Source organism: Archangium lipolyticum (genome assembly GCF_024623785.1).
Classification (GTDB): Bacteria; Myxococcota; Myxococcia; order Myxococcales; family Myxococcaceae; genus Archangium; species Archangium lipolyticum.
Genome location: NZ_JANKBZ010000001.1, coordinates 607346 through 625742, shown reverse-complemented (window position 1 = coordinate 625742; position 18397 = coordinate 607346). Strand labels below are relative to the sequence as shown.

Annotated in this window: 15 protein-coding genes; all 15 read left to right on the top strand. The window is 64.8% G+C overall.

The features are described 5' to 3' along the window. Window positions 1-46 precede the first annotated feature (46 nt). The gene (locus NR810_RS02245; RefSeq protein WP_257447012.1) at window positions 47-4948 is read left to right on the top strand and encodes a choice-of-anchor D domain-containing protein; all 4902 of its coding nucleotides are present in this window, start codon (window positions 47-49) and stop codon (window positions 4946-4948) included. A gap of 4 nt (window positions 4949-4952) precedes the next feature. After that, window positions 4953-6632, top strand: coding sequence for a class I adenylate-forming enzyme family protein (locus NR810_RS02240; protein ID WP_257447010.1), 1680 nt, complete (start codon window positions 4953-4955; stop codon window positions 6630-6632). Window positions 6633-6671: 39 nt separating this feature from the next. Next, on the top strand, window positions 6672-7058 hold the full coding sequence (locus tag NR810_RS02235) for a DUF4280 domain-containing protein (RefSeq protein WP_257447008.1): 387 nt from the start codon (window positions 6672-6674) through the stop codon (window positions 7056-7058). Further along, window positions 7051-8070 (top strand): type VI secretion system protein IglI family protein, encoded by a 1020-nt coding sequence (locus NR810_RS02230; protein WP_257447005.1) that lies wholly within the window; start codon window positions 7051-7053, stop codon window positions 8068-8070. Before NR810_RS02235 ends, NR810_RS02230 begins: the two co-directional genes overlap by 8 nt. Window positions 8071-8076: 6 nt before the next feature. Beyond that, window positions 8077-8946, top strand: a complete 870-nt coding sequence (locus tag NR810_RS02225; protein ID WP_257447002.1) for a hypothetical protein — start codon at window positions 8077-8079, stop codon at window positions 8944-8946. Window positions 8947-9086: 140 nt separating this feature from the next. Beyond that, window positions 9087-9662, top strand: a complete 576-nt coding sequence (gene tssB, locus NR810_RS02220) for a type VI secretion system contractile sheath small subunit (protein WP_257446999.1) — start codon at window positions 9087-9089, stop codon at window positions 9660-9662. Window positions 9663-9704: 42 nt separating this feature from the next. Beyond that, window positions 9705-11198 carry a type VI secretion system contractile sheath large subunit gene (gene tssC / locus NR810_RS02215; protein WP_257446996.1) on the top strand — a complete coding sequence of 498 codons (1494 nt, stop codon included), beginning with the start codon at window positions 9705-9707 and terminating at the stop codon, window positions 11196-11198. A 51-nt stretch (window positions 11199-11249) separates the two neighbouring features. Beyond that, window positions 11250-11825, top strand: a complete 576-nt coding sequence (locus NR810_RS02210) for a hypothetical protein (RefSeq protein WP_257446994.1) — start codon at window positions 11250-11252, stop codon at window positions 11823-11825. Window positions 11826-11849: 24 nt separating this feature from the next. Continuing rightward, window positions 11850-13103 (top strand): type VI secretion system baseplate subunit TssK, encoded by a 1254-nt coding sequence (gene tssK, locus NR810_RS02205; RefSeq protein ID WP_257446989.1) that lies wholly within the window; start codon window positions 11850-11852, stop codon window positions 13101-13103. Window position 13104: 1 nt separating this feature from the next. After that, the gene (locus NR810_RS02200; RefSeq protein WP_257446985.1) at window positions 13105-13497 is read left to right on the top strand and encodes a GPW/gp25 family protein; all 393 of its coding nucleotides are present in this window, start codon (window positions 13105-13107) and stop codon (window positions 13495-13497) included. Next, window positions 13494-15149, top strand: coding sequence for a hypothetical protein (locus NR810_RS02195; protein WP_257446982.1), 1656 nt, complete (start codon window positions 13494-13496; stop codon window positions 15147-15149). Before NR810_RS02200 ends, NR810_RS02195 begins: the two co-directional genes overlap by 4 nt. 43 nt (window positions 15150-15192) lie before the next feature. Further along, entirely contained in the window at window positions 15193-15795 is a 603-nt protein-coding gene (locus NR810_RS02190) for a hypothetical protein (RefSeq protein WP_257446980.1), read from the top strand. A 7-nt stretch (window positions 15796-15802) separates the two neighbouring features. Then, window positions 15803-17452: a type VI secretion system baseplate subunit TssF gene (locus tag NR810_RS02185; RefSeq protein WP_257446978.1), complete on the top strand. Its 1650-nt coding sequence runs from the start codon at window positions 15803-15805 to the stop codon at window positions 17450-17452. Then, complete coding sequence (locus NR810_RS02180; RefSeq protein WP_257446969.1) at window positions 17449-18087, top strand: DotU family type IV/VI secretion system protein; 639 nt, start codon at window positions 17449-17451, stop codon at window positions 18085-18087. The genes NR810_RS02185 and NR810_RS02180 overlap by 4 nt, the downstream gene beginning before the upstream one ends. Next, complete coding sequence (locus NR810_RS02175) at window positions 18084-18395, top strand: hypothetical protein (protein WP_257446967.1); 312 nt, start codon at window positions 18084-18086, stop codon at window positions 18393-18395. Before NR810_RS02180 ends, NR810_RS02175 begins: the two co-directional genes overlap by 4 nt. Window positions 18396-18397: the final 2 nt, after the last annotated feature.

The following is an 18397-nucleotide window of genomic DNA, read 5'->3' as shown; positions in this document are numbered from 1 at the left end:
CCTTCCCGATGGTGGTAGTTCCTATGCCTGTCCGGGGGATGCTGGGGTGAGCGGTTGGACGAAGAGCTTCGATGACCTTGTCCCATCCGATTCCATGGTGGTGGGGGTCCGGGCGAAGGTGTATGGCGCCAGTGTGAGTGCTTTGGATGCGTCGACAAACATCACGGTCGAATTGAATGGTGGTTCATCGAGTGATGGTGGCGTTTCGCTCGGCTCTTTCGCTGCGGTGAACCGCAGTTGCGGTAGGTTGGGTGGAGTCTGTGGCGCTTGTTTTGATGGGGGGGGGGCCTGCGATCCGGTTGTCTCCGCACCTCTCGACGGTGGCAGTGGCTACAGATACGGAGCTGGAGACGCGGGCATCAACAGGCTCACGCTCAAGCCCAGCACAAATTACTATTGTGTCTCCCATGTCGAGCTCTCCCTGTCCCTCGCGAAACGAAGAGGCAGCATCCGGGTTGCGCCTGAGCTTGATTTTGGCAAACAGAAGCAAAACCTGACGAGTGCTCCCACCCGGACGCTGACGGTGCACAACGACTCGGACGGGCCCCTCAACGTCTCTGGCCTCAGTCTCAGCAGCAGCACGCCCTTCACCATCGTTACGCCGAGTAGAGACGCGGGTCAGGGATTCGTGATCGATCCGCATAGCTCTTACGATATCGAATTGACGTTCAAGCCTAGTGCCCTCGGGGCAGTCAGCCGCTTCCTCACCATCGACAGCGACGCCACGAATGCCGGGAGTGGCGGGGATACTATCGTTGAACTCAAAGGCTTTGGGGTGCAGTATATCAATGATGTGGACACCGATGGAACTGATAGTGTGCCGGAGCCGCTGCGTCTCAAATTCGGCGAGCAGCGTGCGCGGATCGCCAGCCAGCCCAAGACCGTGCGGGTACAAAACGCTGGCAACGCTTCCTTGATTGTCTCAATCCCTCCTCTCGTGGGGCCCTTCGCATTGTCCCCCCTTCCGGGCCCCAACCCTTTCACCTTGAATGCGGGCGAAGGCGCAGATTTGAAGGTGGTGTTCAATCCTACAGCCGCGGGGCCAGCAACGGGCTCTCTCACCCTGAGGACCAGCGCCACAGACGGAAGGCCCGACGTCACAGTTGACCTTGAGGGTACCGGCGTGGATCCCCGGTTGGTGGTGAGCAAGCCCTTGCTGGCCTTTGGAAAGCGTATCGTGGGAGACACGCCAGTGTCCGATACGGTGCAGTTGAGCGTCTCCGGTGACGGCACTCTCCCCGTCGTTGTCCCCCAAGCCATCCCCGGCACGTCCTTTACCATTGCACCGTATGGTTTGTTCAACATGACCATGGACGGTGGAACTCGGGATTTGACGGTGACGTTCAACCCCGACAATGTGGGGCTACAAGAGGTTCCACTCGAGTTCAGAGACGACGGGGGCGTGAGCCTCGGTCGTGTGGAGAAAGTTTCCGGCGAAGGGGTAGCCGCGTTCAGGATGGAACCGAGCAATGGTCTTATCGACTTTGGTCCCGTGAGAATAGATGGGGACGGTGGGACGGCTACGGTCAGTTTCATCAACCGTGGCACGGCGCCCATCAGGTTCTCGGGCCTGTCCAAGCCGAGTGCGCCATTCTCCACTCCTGCCGGAACACCCACTCAGTTTGTGCTTGGTTCCAGGGAAACCAAACGCATTGATGTGGCCTTCAATCCCACGAGCGTAGATTCGTTCACCGGGGCTTTGACCTGGAACAGCAATGCCGATCCCGAATTCAGCCCGAACTCCTCAGTGGGACTCAAGGGGAGAGGCGCTGTTGTCAGGGGCGAATTCAGGTTGGCGCTGGATGATGCCGGGACGCCCCTCACAAATATTAACTTCGAGGGCGTGCGAGTGAACACTACCTCCCAGGTGATGGTGAGGCTCGCCAATACCGGCGGGCTTCCTCTTACTTTCCAATCGCCCAAGGTTGTCCATGTTTCTCCGATTCCCGACGGGGGAACATCCAGCGGGTGGTTTTTCTATCAGGGGGCGGCCTCATGGACCATTGAGCGTGACCAGCACTACGACTTCGTGTTGTCCTTTACGCCGGAGGTGAAGGAGATGATATACAATGGCACCTTCTCCATCCAGACGAACGCGTTGAACAGTGCGGACGGTGGGATGACTCTTCCGCTGCAAGGGTTTGGCGCCTACTCGCAATTGTCGGTCGACCCCAAGAGTCTCACGTTTGGAGACATCCCGGTAGGAACATCGAGCTCGGCGAAGTCCGTTACCGTCTTCAATTCAGGCAATGCCACGGTGATGTTGAGCGAGCCGTCCGTCAGAGGACCGTTCAGTTTGCGCTATCCCAATGGCAGGCGGCCGCCTGTCGCAATAAGCAGGCACACGCCCTACACGTTTGATGTGGTTTTCAATCCGTCGCAAGAGGGGGCTGCGGATGGAGGAATCATCATCACCGATCCCGGCGGCGAAGTTCCAGAGTTGAACGTGGGGCTCTCTGGCTACGGCACTGTTGCGAAATTGGGTATCTCGCCTGCGGATTTCAAATTCAATAATCAACGTGTCGGTGAGACCAGTGGTGTCCAAGCGTTGACTATCAAGAATCAAGGTCAGGCTCCACTGTTTGTCTATCAACTCTTCTCCTCTGACGACAGCGTCTTCAAGGTCGTGGAGCCTTCGGTATTCAATGTTGATGCCGGTCTGGATGGCGGTCTGACGCTCAATCCAGGTCAAGCGGAGGTCGTGAAGGTGACCTTCACTCCGAAGGAATTGGGCCCGGCGACGGGCACTCTCTTCATCAACAGCAGTTCCGCGACCACGTGGGTTAATCCGCCCATGACGGGCACGGGCGTCGCTGGTCAGATCAAAGTGGAGCCCAGCTTCCTGGCCTTCGTCGACCCTCCTGTGGATGTGGATGGTACCGCTACTGCACAGGCGCAAGTGCGCATCAGCAACACAGGGAAGGCTTCTCTGACGATCCGCAGAGTGAGACAACCCGAGGATAGCTCGTTCTCTGTTTCGGGACTGCCCGCGGACGGAGGCACGCTGACGTTGGGTCCGGCTCCTGACACGGGTTCTCCACAAGAGTGGCCGCTCACGGTTACCTTCAAACCCCGTCAGCGCGGTACTTTCTTCACTTCCACCGTGATCGAAAGTGATTCCTTCTCGTCACCCATGCTGCCACTGCCTCTATCGGGTACTGGAGTCGCCGCGGCCGTGGTCCTGGTGCCCGATCAAGTTCCGTTTGGTCAGTCCAACGTGGGTACGGCCACAGTCCAGAACATCGGCATCAACAACGTGGGTGAGAAGACCCTGTACGTCGCGAACATCGCTTTCACGGATGTGGAGGGAAGTGATGCGGGAATGGCACTGGACTTCAAGACCGAAATGACCTTCCAGCAGGCGGTAGATGCTGGCTCGACGCTCACCGTACCGATCGAGTTCAAGCCTCGGCAAGTGGGCGCGCGCGAGGCCCGGGCCATCATCTACTCAAACGCCCGAACGGCGGATGGTGGGCACGCGGAGGCTCACCTTTGGGGCGAGGGCACCGTGCCAGGTTTGAAGCTGGATCCTACCAATCTGAGCTTTGGGGACGTGCTGGTAGGCAGCCCCTCGGAAGCCACCCTCAAAATCACCAATACGGGCAGCGGTCCGCTCACCGTGAACTCCATTACATTGGGTGGGCCGGACATGGCCTCCTTTGCCCTGGCGAAGCCCGATTCGGCCGTGACCCTTGCTCGCGGGGCCTCTCTGTTGGTGTCTGTGACGTTCAAGCCATCTGAGGAACGGACATTCCTGGCCAATCTAATGGTGAGTACCAACAACGTGGACGCGCCCAACGTGCCCATTGGTCTGAGAGGCACGGGAGTCCGTCATCAGATCCATGCCGAACCGAGCCCACTGAGTTTTGGGAACCAGCTCGTCAACAGCAATTCGAACTGGCGCACCCTGACCATCACCAACAATCGCAAGGAAGTTGTCAGCATCAGGTCGATCACCACGGAGGGACCGTTCGAGCGGGATCCTGCTCTCACCCTGCCGCGCGACCTGCAGGGCAAATCCGAAGGACAAGATGGTGGTACGGCTACGGGCATCAATAAGCTGGACGTAGGCGTGCGCATCAAGCCTCAGGTCGAAGGCGAGGTGAAGGGCAAGCTGAGGATCACCTTCACTGACCAGGCTCTGCATCCGATCGAGGTAGAACTGCAGGGTTCGGGCATCCCCGCTGTGCTCTCCATCACGCCTTCTTCGCTGGACTTTGGTGCGGTTCGTGCTGGGGGCGAAGCGCGCCCACTGACTTTCACCATCAACAACCTGAGCGATGATGAGATCGAGCTCGGCAATCCAGTGGTGTTGCGAAGCACCGGCGAGTCCTTCGATTATGTCTGGTCCAGTCTGGAAAACAGGAAGCTCAGTGCTCGCGAGCGCTACTCCGTGACGGTGGGTTACAAACCCCAGTCGGAGACCACGTCGGATATCACCTTGAACTTTGGCACCAAGAAGCCAGCGTGGCTGGGGGAGGCGAATCTCCAACTCAAGGGCCGAGCGGTGAAGCGCATCCTCGGCGTCGAGCCAGAGAGCCTGGACTTCGGCAAGGTGGAGGTAGGTAAGCCAATGCCGAGCAAGGAGGTCACCATCACCAACCTGTCCGCTCATCCGCAAAAGGTGTTGGTGGCGCTAAAGGGCGAAGGTCCGCCCTTCGTGCTGGAGGCGAAAGCGCTGGAGGTCCCCCTCCCGCCGAGCGGTGTCGCCACCTTCACGGTGGGCTTCGCCCCCACGGAAGCGGGCCTAGTGGAGAACGAGGTGCGGATTTCGCTGCAGGGAGACACCGTGGCCGATGCGATCATTCCGGTGGCGGGCTATGGCCGCAAGCAGCAGTGGAGTGGTGGGGGAGGGTGCGCTCTGGGCGGTAACCAGACAGGGGTTGCCGCGTTGGTGGCGCTGGTGACGCTGGTGCGCTTGGGCTCGCGGCGGCGGAGGCGTGAGTAGTCGGATGGTCTTCGACGTCAGGAAGATCCTCGAGCTGCTTGAGACTGGCACCCCCGCCGATTCAGGGGTGCCGGTCTGGCAGTACGAGAGTTGGCAGGATCCAGAAGGGTTCGCCAATGCCCTGGCCGTGGTCCATGTGGGCCGTGGCGCTCCCCTCAAGAGCCGCGCGGGCCAGCACTACGATTTCTTCCACGATCTCGTCGTCCGCCATGGCAACACGGACCGCGTGGCCCTGCGCAGCTACGACCGGCGGAGCGGTTGGCAGGTACTGGGCTACAAGCAACTGCACGAGCAGGCTTCGCGGCGGGCCACCGAGTGGGCCCGGCAGGGCGTCAAGGCCGGGGCCAAGGTGTGCCTGCTCTATCCCGTTGGGAGCGAGCTGCTCATCTCACTCGTGGCCGCCCTGGGCCTGGGGGCGTGCATCAGCTTCCTGCTGCCCCAGGGCCGGCGCTTCATCGCGCGCCGCCTGGAAGCGCTCGCACCGGACCACATCGCCGCCGAGCCGCACCAGGCGCTGCTGTTGGAGGGCTTCGAGAAGCAACTGTTGCAGAGCAAGGGCCAGGCCTCCCCAGCCTTCACCTCGCATACCTACAAGCCGGGCGAGCCGGTGGGGTTGCTCTTCTCGCCACTGGTGGAGCCGTCGGGGACTCCGGCGCTGCTCACCGCGGAGGATGCCTGGCGTGGGGCGCTGGTGGATGGATTGCTCACCTTTGGCCTCGGTCCCGGAGAGCACCTGGCCGCGCCCGGTTACCACCCCCTGCAGCACCTGCCGGCCTTCCTCTTCACCACGCTGCTGCGCGGGGCCACGTACCTCCACCTCGAGCTGTCGGACCTCGAGGCCAACCCCGCGCTGCTCGTCGAGCACCCGGTGCGCGCGCTCGGCGTCACCCCGGCCCTGCGGGACGCGCTGTTGCGCGCCCGCACGCCGCTGAAGAACGTGGCCCACTGGTTCCGCAACCCCGAGGAGCCCATCGACTGGGTGGCCTGGCGCGCCTGGGTGAAGCAGTGCGGGCTGGCCGCGGTGCCGTCCTCCAACGTGCTCGTGGATGCGGCCGCCGGAGGCGCGGTGCTCGGCTCACCCCGACGGGTGAGGGATCTGCACACGGAGACGCCTCCCGCTCCGGGCCGAGCCTGGGCGCTGCGTGACGTGAACATGAGCGGCCAGGAGGCGCCGGGAGACCTGGGCGTCTTCACCCTGTTGCCGGACAAGGAGCGGCCGCCCGCTTATGTGGTCCTCACGCGCTCCTATGGCCTGTACCACTACGGAGGGCCCCGCACGGCGAGGAGGGAAGGGCGCGTCTACCCGGCCGCCGAGGTTGCAGCGGTCGTGCAGGACCTGTCCTTCGTGCGTGGCGCCGCCGTAGTGCCTGCCCCCACGGGTGGTGTGGCCGGCCACTACCGCCACGTCTTGCTCGTCTTCACTGGAGCCCAGGCTCCACAAGCGGGCGTCTGGATGCAGGAGCTCCGCCGCTGCATCGAGCTCCAGCTCGGGGTCGAGCACCTGCCCGACCGCACCGAGTTCATCCCCCTCTATCCTCGCAAGGTGGACGGGCAGGTAGACGAGGCCTGGTGCCACATGCAGTTCCTGACGGGAGCGCTCCACAGGAAGAGCTCGGATCCTCTCTTCCAGGCGCTCACCGCGCTGCGCGGCCATCTGCTGGAAAAGGGAGGGCCGGGTGTGTGACGATGGCGCGGCCCACGCGGTCCGACGAAGGGGTGTGCCATGGGAGTCCAGGTCGTCACGGGGGCCATGCTCCAATGCAGCTTTGGTGCGGCCCCGTCCTCGCTGATGGTTCTGCCCGCGAACAAGGTGATGGCCACGACGCCGGCGGCCAACATCATGGACAACAAGCCGATGCTGAACATCCTGCCCTTCGGCATGTGCATGTCGATGGCCAACCCCATGGTGGCCGCGGCGACGGCGGCGGCCATGGGGGTCCTCACGCCCATGCCGTGCATTCCGGCCACGGCGGCTCCATGGGTGCCGGGTTGCCCCAAGGTGATGATCGGCAACATGCCGGCGGTGGATAGCAACTGCAAACTGATGTGCAACTGGGGCGGCGTCATCCAGGTCGTCTCCCCCGGGCAGTTCACGGTGCAAAATGGCTGAACCCGCCAAGCAGCAGCCTCTTCCTCCTCTCGAGATCCACCTCCTGGACAAGCCGCTGTACGGCGAGGCGTCGGACCTGGAGAGCTCGGATGAGCGGCTCGAGAAGGTCAACGCCCTGGTGTCCCGCAGCGACTACCTGGATGCGGCGCGGGCGGCCGAGGCTCTGCTGCGCCAGGGCATCTACGACGTGCGGCTGGTAGGCCCTTATCTTCTGGGTCTCTTCATCGAGGGCGGCCTGGAGTCGATGCCGGTGGTGTTCCACTCGCTCTCCAAGACCTTGTTGCTCAACTGGCCGACCTTCGGTCCGCGCGAGCGCAAGGACGTCTTCGCCGACGGAGGCCTGCGCTGGTTCCTCAAGGTGCTCAACAAACACCTCGAGCACCACGAGCGCCTCAAGGACCAGACGTGGCAGCGCTGGAGCCTCCCCAGCAACCGAGAGCCCCTGGAGCAGGCGCTCGCGCTCAGCGAGGAGATCTTCTCCGCGTTCGGCCGGGTGATGCCCCGGAATGGGTGCGAGGCTCCATTCCGCCGTCTCTCCCAGTGGCTCGAGGGCCACCTGGCGTCGCTGCCCACCCCGGCTCCACCGGACGAGCCCGAGCCGGAGCCCGAGGAAGAGCCCGAGGAGGAGGAAGCCCAGGCGCCGTCGCGGCCAGCAGAGTCCATGCGCTCCGCTCCCACGCCGGCCGGTCCCTCCATGCCGGTCTCTCCCGCGTTGGCCCAGTTGATGAGCAAGCTGGCCGCGTTCGACACGCTCGTCGAGCGCCAGGATTTCCTGCGCGCCAGCGTGGTGGCGGCGGACGTGCTCAACGTGGTGGAGCATTTCGATCCGCGCGTGTACCTGCCGGCGCTCTTCTCCAGGTTCTTCGCCGGGTTGAGCACGAATGCCGAGCAGGTGGAGCCGCTGCTGCAGAGCACCGAGACGCTGTCCTTCCGTGCGCTCGACCAGCTCTACCGGGTGGATTTGCAGACCTTCCTCGCGCAGAGCGCGAATCCGGATGGGGAAGGGGAGTAGCAGGGCATGGACGGCCCGCTCGAGCGGCGCATCCGCGAGCGCATCCGGAGCTTCGACGTGCCCGCGCTGTTGGATGTGCTGGCCACTTCCGGCTACGGCGACGCGGAAATCGAGTACCGCAGCCACCGGACCACCGTGCACCAATCCCACCTGGTGCACGACATCCAGTTCATCCATCAGCCGCGCAAGCGTGTCATCATCACGGTGAACGTGGGGCTGCTCAGCGCACAATCGCCGCTGCCATCCTTCATGATGCAGACGATGGATCAGCTCGATCATGATCGGCTCGAGCGCTTCATCGGGTTCTTCGATCACCTGCTGCTGTGGGAGTGCTTCGCCGGGCTGTATCCGGAGCGCGAGGGAGCGCTGCTGCCCGGTTGGCCCGAGGCGGCGAAGGACCGGCTGCGGCTGCTGCGCCCCACCTGCCAGAGCACCCTGCACTGGCTTTTCAGCAAGGTCTTCCCCGACGCGGAGATCTCTGTTCGCCGCGAGGTGCGCCACCAGCGGGTGCCCGCGTCCGAGGTGCGGCTGGGTGCCAGCGCGCTCGGGGAGGGCGGCTCCATGGGCGGTTTCGCTTCCATCCCCGCGGGGGGCATGGAGGTTCGCATCTTCTGCAACGAGCCGATTTCCAGCAGCGGCGTACCGTGGGCCGTGGAGGCCCTCCGTCGCTTCGAAACGGATCTGCTGCCGCTGCTCGCCGAGACGGTGTTGATGCTCACCGTCATCCTCGTGCTGCGCGATCAGGAAGGGTTCTTGCGCCTCGAGCGACAGAGCCATCTCGGCTACGACCCTCTACACGGAGCTCCCGTAGAGACCCGACAGGTCCTTCTCTTTTCGGGTGACACCTCGAGTTCCCGGGCTCGCGCCGCGTCTTGATGCGAGCGGGGGGCCTCCTTGACCCATGCAAGTCCTTCTCCCTAAACTCCTGAGCCAGAACACAGCGGTCTGTGTCCTGCGGTAGCGGGGGTGGGGCATGGGTTCTCAAATGACGCAGACCGTTTCGTGAAGGAGATGCCGTGCCCATTCAGGACAAGCTGCCGAAGTCTCGTATCACTCTCGTCTATCGCACCAAGATCAACGGCCAGCAGGAGGATGTGAAGCTCCCCTTCCGTGTCGTGGTGCTCGGTGATTTCTCGCTCGGCAGCTCCACGGATCGGCAGGTGGACCTGGATGAGCGCAGGATGCGCTCCGTCACGGGTTCCAACATCAACGATCTGATGAAGGACATGGGCATGTCCCTCTCGTTCGATGTGGCCGACAAGGTCAGCGCCGATGGTGAGGGGCGGATGCAGGTCGAGCTGCCCATCGATCGGATGAAGTCCTTCCACCCGGACGAGATCGTCCACCACGTGCCCAAGCTCAAGGCGCTGATGCTCCTGCGCAAGTTGCTGCTGGAGATGCAGGCGGACATCGACAACCGCAAGGAGCTGCGGCGCACGCTCTACGAGCTGTTCTCCAACAAGGAGCAGCTGCAGAAGCTCCTGGAGAGCGATCAGCTCAAGAGCTACGTGTCCATGCGCCTGCCCAAGGCGATTCCTCAGTCCGAGCAGCCCGCGCTCGCCGCCGCGAACGCCGCGGCCGCCAAGGCCTGATCCCTCCACGCACCCTTCTCCACGCCGAGGAACCACCTTCCCATGGCCGCCGAAAAAAATTACCTCAGTGAGCTGTTCAAGGTCCGCGGGCTCGAGATGCCCACCAGCGCCCAGCCGATGATCGGCACCGGCCTGGTTCCTGTTTCCTCCAACGAGGTGCAGGTCCCGGGTGACGAGCGCTTCATGTCCTCCCTGGCGGCGCTGCTCTACAACGTCGAGCCCATCCAGGACGACGTGGGGCAGGTCCGCTTCGACAAGGGCGAAGTGCTCAAGGCCGTCGCGCGCATCGATGAGCTCATCGAGTCGCAGCTGAACGAGATCCTCCACCACGAGAAGTTCCAGCAGATGGAGGCGGCCTGGCGCGGCCTCGAGGACCTCGTCAACAACACCAACTTCCAGGCCGACATCACCATCGACCTCCTGGATGTGGGCAAGGAGGAGCTGGCCGAGGACTTCGAGAAGAACTCGAGCAGCATCTTCTCCAGCGCCCTCTTCGACAAGATGTACATCAAGGAGTACGACCAGTTCGGCGGCCGTCCCTACGGCGTCATGCTGGGTCTGTACGACTTCTCCGCCTCGCGCGCGGACCTCACCTGGCTGGAGCGCATGGCCACGGTGGCCAACGCCGCCCACTGCCCGTTCATCGCCGCCGCCAGCCCCAAGTTCTTCGACTGCGAGACCGTCGAGCAGCTCGAGTCGCTCAAGAACCTGGATGGCGTGCTGAGCCACCCGCGCTACAGCAAGTGGCACGAGCTGCGCGACAAGGAAGAGGCGGCCTACATCGGCCTGACGCTGCCGCGCTACGTGGTGCGCCTGCCGTGGGATCCGGAGAAGAACCCCTGCGACGTGCTCAACTTCAAGGAGGACGCCCACGGCGACTCCAAGAAGTACCTGTGGGGTAACTCGGCGTTCCTGATGGGCCGCAACCTGGTGAAGTCCTTCGAGCTGTCCGGCTGGTGCCAGTCCATCCGCGGCCCCAAGAGCGGCGGCCTCGTCACCGGCCTGCCGGTGGACACCTTCACCCTGCGCGGGCAGAAGATGATCCAGGCTCCGGTGGAGATCGCCATCCCGGACTATCGCGAGTACGAGTTCGCCCGCAACGGCTTCATCCCGCTGGTGTACCGCAAGTCCACCGGTGAGGCGGCCTTCTTCAGCACCCAGTCCATCAAGCAGGCCAGGAAGTTCAAGGACCCCAAGGACTCGGAGAACTCGCAGCTCGTCACCAACCTGGCCTACACCTTCTCCATCACCCGGCTCGCGCACTACGTGAAGAGCATCATGCGCGACAACATCGGCAGCACCGCCGATGCCGGCTACGTCCAGCGGCAGCTCGAGTCCTGGTTGTCGGGATACGTCACCACCGTGACCAACCCGGACGACGTGACGCTGCGGCGTTTCCCCTTCAAGGCCGTCAGCGTCCAGGTAGAATCGCGTCCTGGAGAGATCGGCTGGTACGACTGCAAGGTGGCCGTTCTGCCGCACATCCAGTTCGAAGGGCTGAATGTGGAGTTGATGTTGGAGTCCCGCCTGGGATAGCCGGGCGTCCGCCGTACGCAGTCCCCATCCAATCAAGAGAAGGAGGGCACCATGCCTCAGTTCGCTCGTTCCCTGGACATCTACCAGGGGTTCAACTTCAAGAAGGACGTGCAGACCCCGGTGGGCTTCGTCACCAAGCTGGAGCTGGGTGATGTGGTCCTGGCGGCCGATCAGACCAGCATCAAGGATCCGGAGCAGCCGGGGCAGAACCTCGCCGGCGTCGTGGGCGTGATCAACCACTACCTGTGGGAGACGGGCACCACGGATGCCATGTACCTGTCCATGCAGATCTCCGTGAAGAACAAGACGGACCTGACGGCCAAGCTGCTCACCAGCTGGACCGACATGAACGTCACGTTCGCCTACGTCCTCTACGAGTACGATCCGGTGGAGAAGAAGTACTTCAAGTCCAACTGGACCGAGCCGGAGCTCAAGGGCATCCTCGAGAAGAACGGCAACGACCTGAACCTGTCGGTGGCGGACGACCCGTCCACCGAGGTGCAGTCTCCCAAGGTCTACGCCCTCCAGCTCGGCGTCAAGCCGCAGACCGAGGAGCAGACGGTCCACATGGCCACGGGCGTCAACAAGAACGTCTCGAAGATCTGGGGCATCAACGCGGCGGCCTAGCAACTCCACGTCAGGATCAATGACATGCAGCGCTCCAAGCTCGCGCGGGTCCGCTGGCAGGTTGGCCAGACGCTCCTTCCCGAGCATTTTCGCGCCCAGGACGAAGCTCTCTCGGCGGAGGCGCGGCTGCATGCCGAGCTGTCCGGATTGCCTCAGGTCGGTATCGCCTCACTCGCCTGGAGCGAGGCGCTGCTGGCCGAGGGCAGTCTTTCCATCTCATCCCTGACCGCCGTCCTGCCGGGCGGTTTCCTGGTGGACGTGCCGGGCAATGCCGCCCTGCCGTCCTTCTCCCTGGAAGCCACCGGCCGCGCGGAGGTCTCCGTCTTCCTGCACCTGCTGGAGGACACCCGCGGCACCGAGGGCGTCCCGCTGTACGCGGACGAGCCGCCCAACGTGCAGCGCGTGCTTCGCCGGTTGCAGCTCTCCAGCGAGCAGTCCGTGGACCGGGCCCTCTCCTCCCTGGAGCTGGTGGCCTTCTCCAAGAACCTCGATGGCACCTGGCGGCCCTCCACCCGGAAGGTGCCGCCGCTGCTGTTGGTAGGCCCCAATCCCTTCCTCAACGGGTTGCTCGCCGAGCTGGACTCGTTGCTGGAGAAGGCCCACGGCCAGTTCCGCACCTTGCTGCTGGACAGCTACCAGCGCAGTGAGCGGCTCGCCAGCGCCCGCCGCACCCTGCTCGAGGTGCGCCGCCTTCAGGCCCTGCGCACCGACATGCGCAACGGCATCAGTCCCCACCCGTATTCCTTCTTCGACGCCCTCCGCCAGTTCTACTTCGAGGTGTGCTGCTACCTGGAGCTGGAGCCCGCGGGCGCGATGCCCACCTACCTCCACGATGATCCGGGCGCGGGGATGTGGGGGTGGATGGAGCTGCTCAACCGGGCCTTCCGTCCCGAGGACACGCGGCTCACCTACAAGACCTTCGAGTGCCGGGACGGGCAGTTCATCCTCTCGCCCCTGCCCACGCTGGAGGCGGGCGTGGAGAGCGAGCTGTACCTGCTGGTGCGCAGCGAGGATCCCAGCCAGCCGCCTTCCCTGGAGGGCGTGAAGGTGGCGAGTCCCTCGCGCCTGCCCGCGGTGCGCCGGCTGGCGCTCCGGGGCATTCCCTTCCAGCACGTGCCGCACCCCGCCTTCCCCCACGCCTTCGGCCCGGAGATCTCCTGGTACAAGCTGTCGCTGGGCGAGGAGTGGCAGTACGCCCTGCGCGACAACGGCATGGCCTTCTACGTCACCCCCGCGCTGCAGGGCACCCAGGTGTTCCTCTTCTGGCGAAGGGCTTGAGATGACGCGCCCCTCCTTCCTCGACAAGTTCACCAGTGCCTGGCAGCGCCCGGACACGCAGGGCGAGCTGGCACAGGTGCGGCAGAACCTGGAGGCCGTCCTCAACACCAAGGAGGGGTTCGGCTACTTCGTCCAGGGCTTCGGAGTGGGGCGCTACACCGCGCAGTTCGGCACCCGGGAGCTGATGAACACCCTCAGTGGCGAGCTGCTCAATTCGATCCGCCAGTTCGAGCCGCGCCTGCAGGACGCGGAGCTGGAGCTGCGAGGCCGGGACTCGGGGCTGTGGCTGCACTTCATCCTGACCGGCGTGCTCAATGGAACACCTCGCTCGCTGCGTCTCCTCTTCCACACCGTGAGCGGTCAGGTGCGGGTGGAAGAGGATGAGGAGGGATGATGGAGCGCACCTTCGATGAGCGGCTGGCCGTGTCGCTCACCCTCACCATCGCTGGCAAGTCGCACGAGATCATCGCCGGCAGCATCAAGCGCTTCGCGCTGGACCTGTGGAGCTGGGGTCTGGAAGGCGAGGTGGAGTTCCTCCTGACGGACACCCAGGGCCGGGGTGGCAAGGAGAAGGACGCGCTGCTGGCGGACTTCCTCAAGCCGGATCTGGTCGAGGTGTCGCTCGAGGTGAAGGGCGTCCTCGGGGAGACCTCGTCGAAGCCGGCCCATACCGCGCTGACGGTCAAGGGGCTCGTCTCCGAGAAGACGCTCGTCGAGGAGTTCGTCTCCACCTCCAGCGGGAGCAATGTCATCCTCCATCGCCGCTATGGCATCCGCTTCCAGGATGCCGCGCGGCTGCTGTGGCGGCAGCACCATCCCTGTGCCCTCTACACCTCCAAGACGGTCAAGGACGTGCTGGACGCGCACAAGGGCGACAAGATCGGCCTCACCTATGACTGGGATGCCGGTCTGGGCACCTCGCACGCCATCCTCTTCGTGGGGTTGGATCCGGGCATGGGGGCCAGCTTCTACGACTGGGTGCTGTGGTACGTGCACGGTCGCATGGGCGTGTTCACCTACGACTACGCGAAGCAGGGCTACAAGTTCGCGGGCGCCAAGGACACCTCGGGCACACCGGTGAACCTGCACGAGGACAACCTCGCCGGGCTGGAGATCCTCCTGCCCGAGGTCATCCGCCATGACGTGACCGTGCTCAACGCCACGGCCGAGAGCCCCGTCACCCAGCCCATCACGCAGAAGCAGGCCGTCACCGGCATCCGCCAGGACGTGCTGCTGTGCACCCCCATCTCGGACGAGGTGCAGGCCCGGGTGGACCTGGAGACGGCCCGGCTGAAGGCGCGGGGCCCGGAGATGGAGCTCGTCTGGCGCTCCTTCCCCGAGAAGGCGCTCACCCCGGGGGAGCTGGTGAAGCTGCCCGCCAACGACGCCTGGGGCGCCGCGGGCGTGGCCAAGGACCAGGTCCTCCGCATCCGCGACATGCACCTCTCCGGCGAGGTGTTGGAGAAGCAGGGCGAGGAGGAGGTGTACAACGATCCGGATGCCATGTTCTCCTTCCGCATGAGCACCCGGCTGGAGCCCAAGGACGAGTCCCACGTGGACCTGCCCGCCTGGCAGCCTCCGGTCTATCCGCGTTACGTGGAGGGCTTCATCGTCAGCGAGCAGGGCGCGGAGAAGGACGAGACGTGGCAGGCCTACACGGACTCGAAGACCTCGCTGGACGGGTACAAGGTGAAGATCCCTCTCTTCGCCGATCAGATCATCCCCGCTCCCTTCAACCCCAACCTGCTCCCCGGCCACTTCTACTTCCCTGCCTACAAGGGTGAGCGGGTGCTGGTGGGGCTCGACTTCCAGAAGGCGTGGATCAAACGCTTCCTGGACTGGCGCACCGGCGCGCGCATGCCGCAGGACGGGCAGGGCGTGCAGCTGCTGGTGGGGAAGACGCCCGAGAACGGGACCGCGCTCAAGCACTTCTACACGGACGACAAGCCCGTGTTCCTGATGCAGCGCACGAACGCCAAAGACACGCAGAAAATCCAGCTAGACGAGGGCACGCTGCTCATCCAGGTCAAGGAAGAGCAGTCGTGAAGCCAAGGGGGGCTCCGGCCCCCCACTGAGGAGGCGAGGAACCATGGGCAAGCTCGTCTGCACCGTTGAGCTGGACAAGGAGAAAGGCGTCACCGTAAAGGTGGAGAACGCCGATGATCAGATCACCCAGACCGTGGTGATGGACGGCACCAGCATCACCATCACCGTCAAGGGCTCCGAGGAGACGAGCACCTACGTCCAGAAGCAGGACAGCGTCACGATCACGTGCAAGGATTTCACCGTGGACGCCACCGGGACGCTCACCCTCAAATCGCAGAAGGCCTCGAGCTGGACCAGCCAGGACATCCTCAAGCTCGAGAGCACCAAGGACATGACCTTCACCTCCAGCGCCAAGCTCACCCAGAGCGCCACCCAGGACGCCAAGTTGTCCTCGAGCGCCAACGTGGCCATCGAGGCGACCTCCGCTCTCGACATGAAGGGCATGCAGACGAGCCTCGCGGCCTCGGGTGGTGACAACAAGGTCGAGGGCGTCAACCTGAAGATGGCCGGCAAGGCCCAGGCGGAGCTGGCCGCCCCCATGATCAAGGTCGCCGCCCAGGGCAAGCTCGGCCTCGAGTCCTCGGGCATGGCCGACCTCAAGGGCGCGATGACCACCGTCGCCGGGTCGCTCGTGAAGTTGGGATGAGGGTGCGGTGAGCGACTCGTCGGAGCGGATCTACCTGGACTACCTCAACGAGCTGGATGCGCTCGAACGCTTCCGGCAGCGTTTCCTGACGTCGCATCCCACCGTGCCGCTGGACCGGGAGGACCCGCATGTGCGGCGCCTCATCGAGTCCATGGCCTTCTTCTCGATGCAGACGCGCCTGGCCACGCAGCACAACCTGCGCTCCACCTGGCTGCGCCTGTTCTCCTCCTTCTTCGACTTCCTGCTTCAGCCGCTGCCCGCGGTAGGCCTGGTGCAGGCCCTGCCCGCCGAGAAGATGACCGAGACGCTGGTGCTCCCCAGGAACACCGAGCTGCGGCTCTCGCCCAGCCACGGCGTGCCCGGTACCTTCCGCACCCGGCGCCACCTGCGCATCCTCCCCATCTCCATGGCGGGCACCGAGGTGGTGCGCCTGCAGGACGGCCGCTACCGGCTCATCCTCCGCTTCGAGTCCAGCTTCCCGCGCCGCGATCCGGTGGGCCTCTTCAGCCTGCACGTGCGCCACCTGGACGAGTACCGCCCCTCGCTGGCCGTCTTCCACGCGCTGCGCAAGCACCTCACGCAGGTGGGCGTGGTGTACGACGCCCCGGCCAGTGAGACCTCACAGGGGATGCCGTGTGAGTTCTCCTTCGGCACCGCCCCCAGCGACCTGGATGACGCGGGCGCCTACGAGCACCCGCTGCAGCGCGTGCGCTCTTTCTTCCAGATGCCCGAGCAGGGGCTCTTCCTCCACCTGTCGGTGCCCTCGCACCGCAAGGAGTGGACCCGTTTCAGCCTGTGCCTGGACCTGGACAAGTCCTGGACCGTGGGCCGCTCGACCCACCCGGATTTCCTCCACCCCTTCGTCGTGCCGGTGGAGAACCTCAAGGCCGAGCCCGCCCAGCCCATCGTCTCCGATGGCACCCGTTCCGAGTACCCCATCCGCGGCATGACCGCCGGGCGCGAGCTGCAACTGCACTCGGTCACCGGCGTGTTCGTGCTGGGCAAGACGGGGCGCACCCCCATGCGCCCGGCCTTCCTCCCGGGTGAGGGGCCCAGCTACGAGCTGGACGAGTCGCTCGACGAGGAGATGCGCACGCGCCACAGCCTGCTGGTGCGCATGCCCCAGGCCTTCACCGAGCCGCAGAAACTGCTGGTGGAGGCCCTCTGGTATCAGCCGCAGTTCGTCTCCGAGGCCATCGGCCGGTTGAACGTCTCCACCCCGGGCCGGCACGTGGAGGGTCTGGGCTGGCAGCTGGTGGGCCGGCTCGAGTCGCACCGCGAGAGCTCGCTGCGCAACGACGTGGCGGGGCTGACCCGGCTGCTCGCCTGGAAGGTCAAGTCCACCCTCGAGCGCAATGAGCTGGCCGCGCTGTTGAGCTACCTCGGCACTCCCGCCGAGGAGCCCTTCCGCCGCGTCATCCCCTGGATGCGGGAGCTCAAGGCCACGGTGGCTCCCGACGGTGCGCTGCGCGGCTCGGGTCTGCAGCACATCTACGAGCTGCTGCTGGAGCCCTTCGATGCCGGCGCCGAGCCCCTGGTGACCTGCTTCCTCGAACAGGTGCAGCAGCTGCTGGAGGCGTGGAACGGCGAGGCCTCGGTGGTGCTGCGGCCCTCCATCGCCGGGGCGGGTTCGTTTCCGTTGAAGGTATCCTCATGAAACTCGAGCATTGGCAGAGCATCCTCCGGGCGCATCGCCAGGTGCGCGCGCTGTTGGATCAGTCATTGCCCCCGGAGCCCGGCGAGGGCGGGGAGCGCACGCAGGTGCGGGTGGGCCTGCAGGGTCTGGCGCTGCTCCAGCAGCAGCTCCTGGCCGAGGTGAACGGTCTGCAGCGCACCCTGGGCGGGGCCTACCGTGAAGAGGAGATCGACGAGGCGCTGCGCCCCTTCGTCTACCTCGTGGATGAGCTGGTGCTGCGACGGCTCGCGGACATGGAGCAGGCCGACTGGCCGCTGCTGCAGTACAAGCTCTATGGCATCGACTCGGGCGGAGATCGCTTCTACGAGCTGATCGACGAGAAGCTGGTGCAGAAGGGCGCCTCGCCGCTCGTCTTCGAGATGTTGCACTTCTGCCTCACCGCCGGCTTCGAGGGCCGCTACGCGGGCAACACGGCCCGGCTGCGCGAGTACAAGGAGCGCCTGGCCGCTCGTATACCCAAGCCCGAGGCAGTGCCCGCTCCCCCGCCTGCCGTGGCCCAGGCCCCGCTCGTCCACGCCTTCCCCGTGCGTTACTACGCGGTGTCTGGATTCGTGGTGGTGGCTGTACCGGTGCTACTGTGGTGGCTGTCGAGATGAGAGCCGAAGCGCAGAGGATCATGGAGCTCCAGGGGCCCCGGACGCAGCTGGTGCGCCTGGAGCAGGCCATCCAGTCCGAGCTGGGAACTCTGCGCGCGGGCGTGGAGCCCCTGCTGGACGAGGTGCGCGCGGGCGTCGCGGCGCTCTTCCCGGAGGCCGGGGGCACGCGACTGGCTCCCAAGGAGCATGAGGCCCAGCACGAGAAGCTCTTGCAGTCCCTGGATGGGCTGGAAGACGTGCTGGAGGCACTCCAATTGGCCGCGCGCTCCAGCCGTTCCGGGGCGGGCGCGGCCCGCGGTGGGGGGTAAGC

Coding starts and splice junctions, on each gene's coding strand:
- NR810_RS02210 (WP_257446994.1), top strand. CDS start 11,250: ATGCCTCAGTTCGCTCGTTCCCTGGACATCTACCAGGGGTTCAACTTC.
- NR810_RS02225 (WP_257447002.1), top strand. CDS start 8,077: ATGGACGGCCCGCTCGAGCGGCGCATCCGCGAGCGCATCCGGAGCTTC.
- NR810_RS02175 (WP_257446967.1), top strand. CDS start 18,084: ATGAGAGCCGAAGCGCAGAGGATCATGGAGCTCCAGGGGCCCCGGACG.
- NR810_RS02230 (WP_257447005.1), top strand. CDS start 7,051: ATGGCTGAACCCGCCAAGCAGCAGCCTCTTCCTCCTCTCGAGATCCAC.
- NR810_RS02235 (WP_257447008.1), top strand. CDS start 6,672: ATGGGAGTCCAGGTCGTCACGGGGGCCATGCTCCAATGCAGCTTTGGT.
- tssC (WP_257446996.1), top strand. CDS start 9,705: ATGGCCGCCGAAAAAAATTACCTCAGTGAGCTGTTCAAGGTCCGCGGG.
- tssK (WP_257446989.1), top strand. CDS start 11,850: ATGCAGCGCTCCAAGCTCGCGCGGGTCCGCTGGCAGGTTGGCCAGACG.
- NR810_RS02195 (WP_257446982.1), top strand. CDS start 13,494: ATGATGGAGCGCACCTTCGATGAGCGGCTGGCCGTGTCGCTCACCCTC.
- NR810_RS02180 (WP_257446969.1), top strand. CDS start 17,449: ATGAAACTCGAGCATTGGCAGAGCATCCTCCGGGCGCATCGCCAGGTG.
- NR810_RS02200 (WP_257446985.1), top strand. CDS start 13,105: ATGACGCGCCCCTCCTTCCTCGACAAGTTCACCAGTGCCTGGCAGCGC.
- NR810_RS02190 (WP_257446980.1), top strand. CDS start 15,193: ATGGGCAAGCTCGTCTGCACCGTTGAGCTGGACAAGGAGAAAGGCGTC.
- NR810_RS02240 (WP_257447010.1), top strand. CDS start 4,953: ATGGTCTTCGACGTCAGGAAGATCCTCGAGCTGCTTGAGACTGGCACC.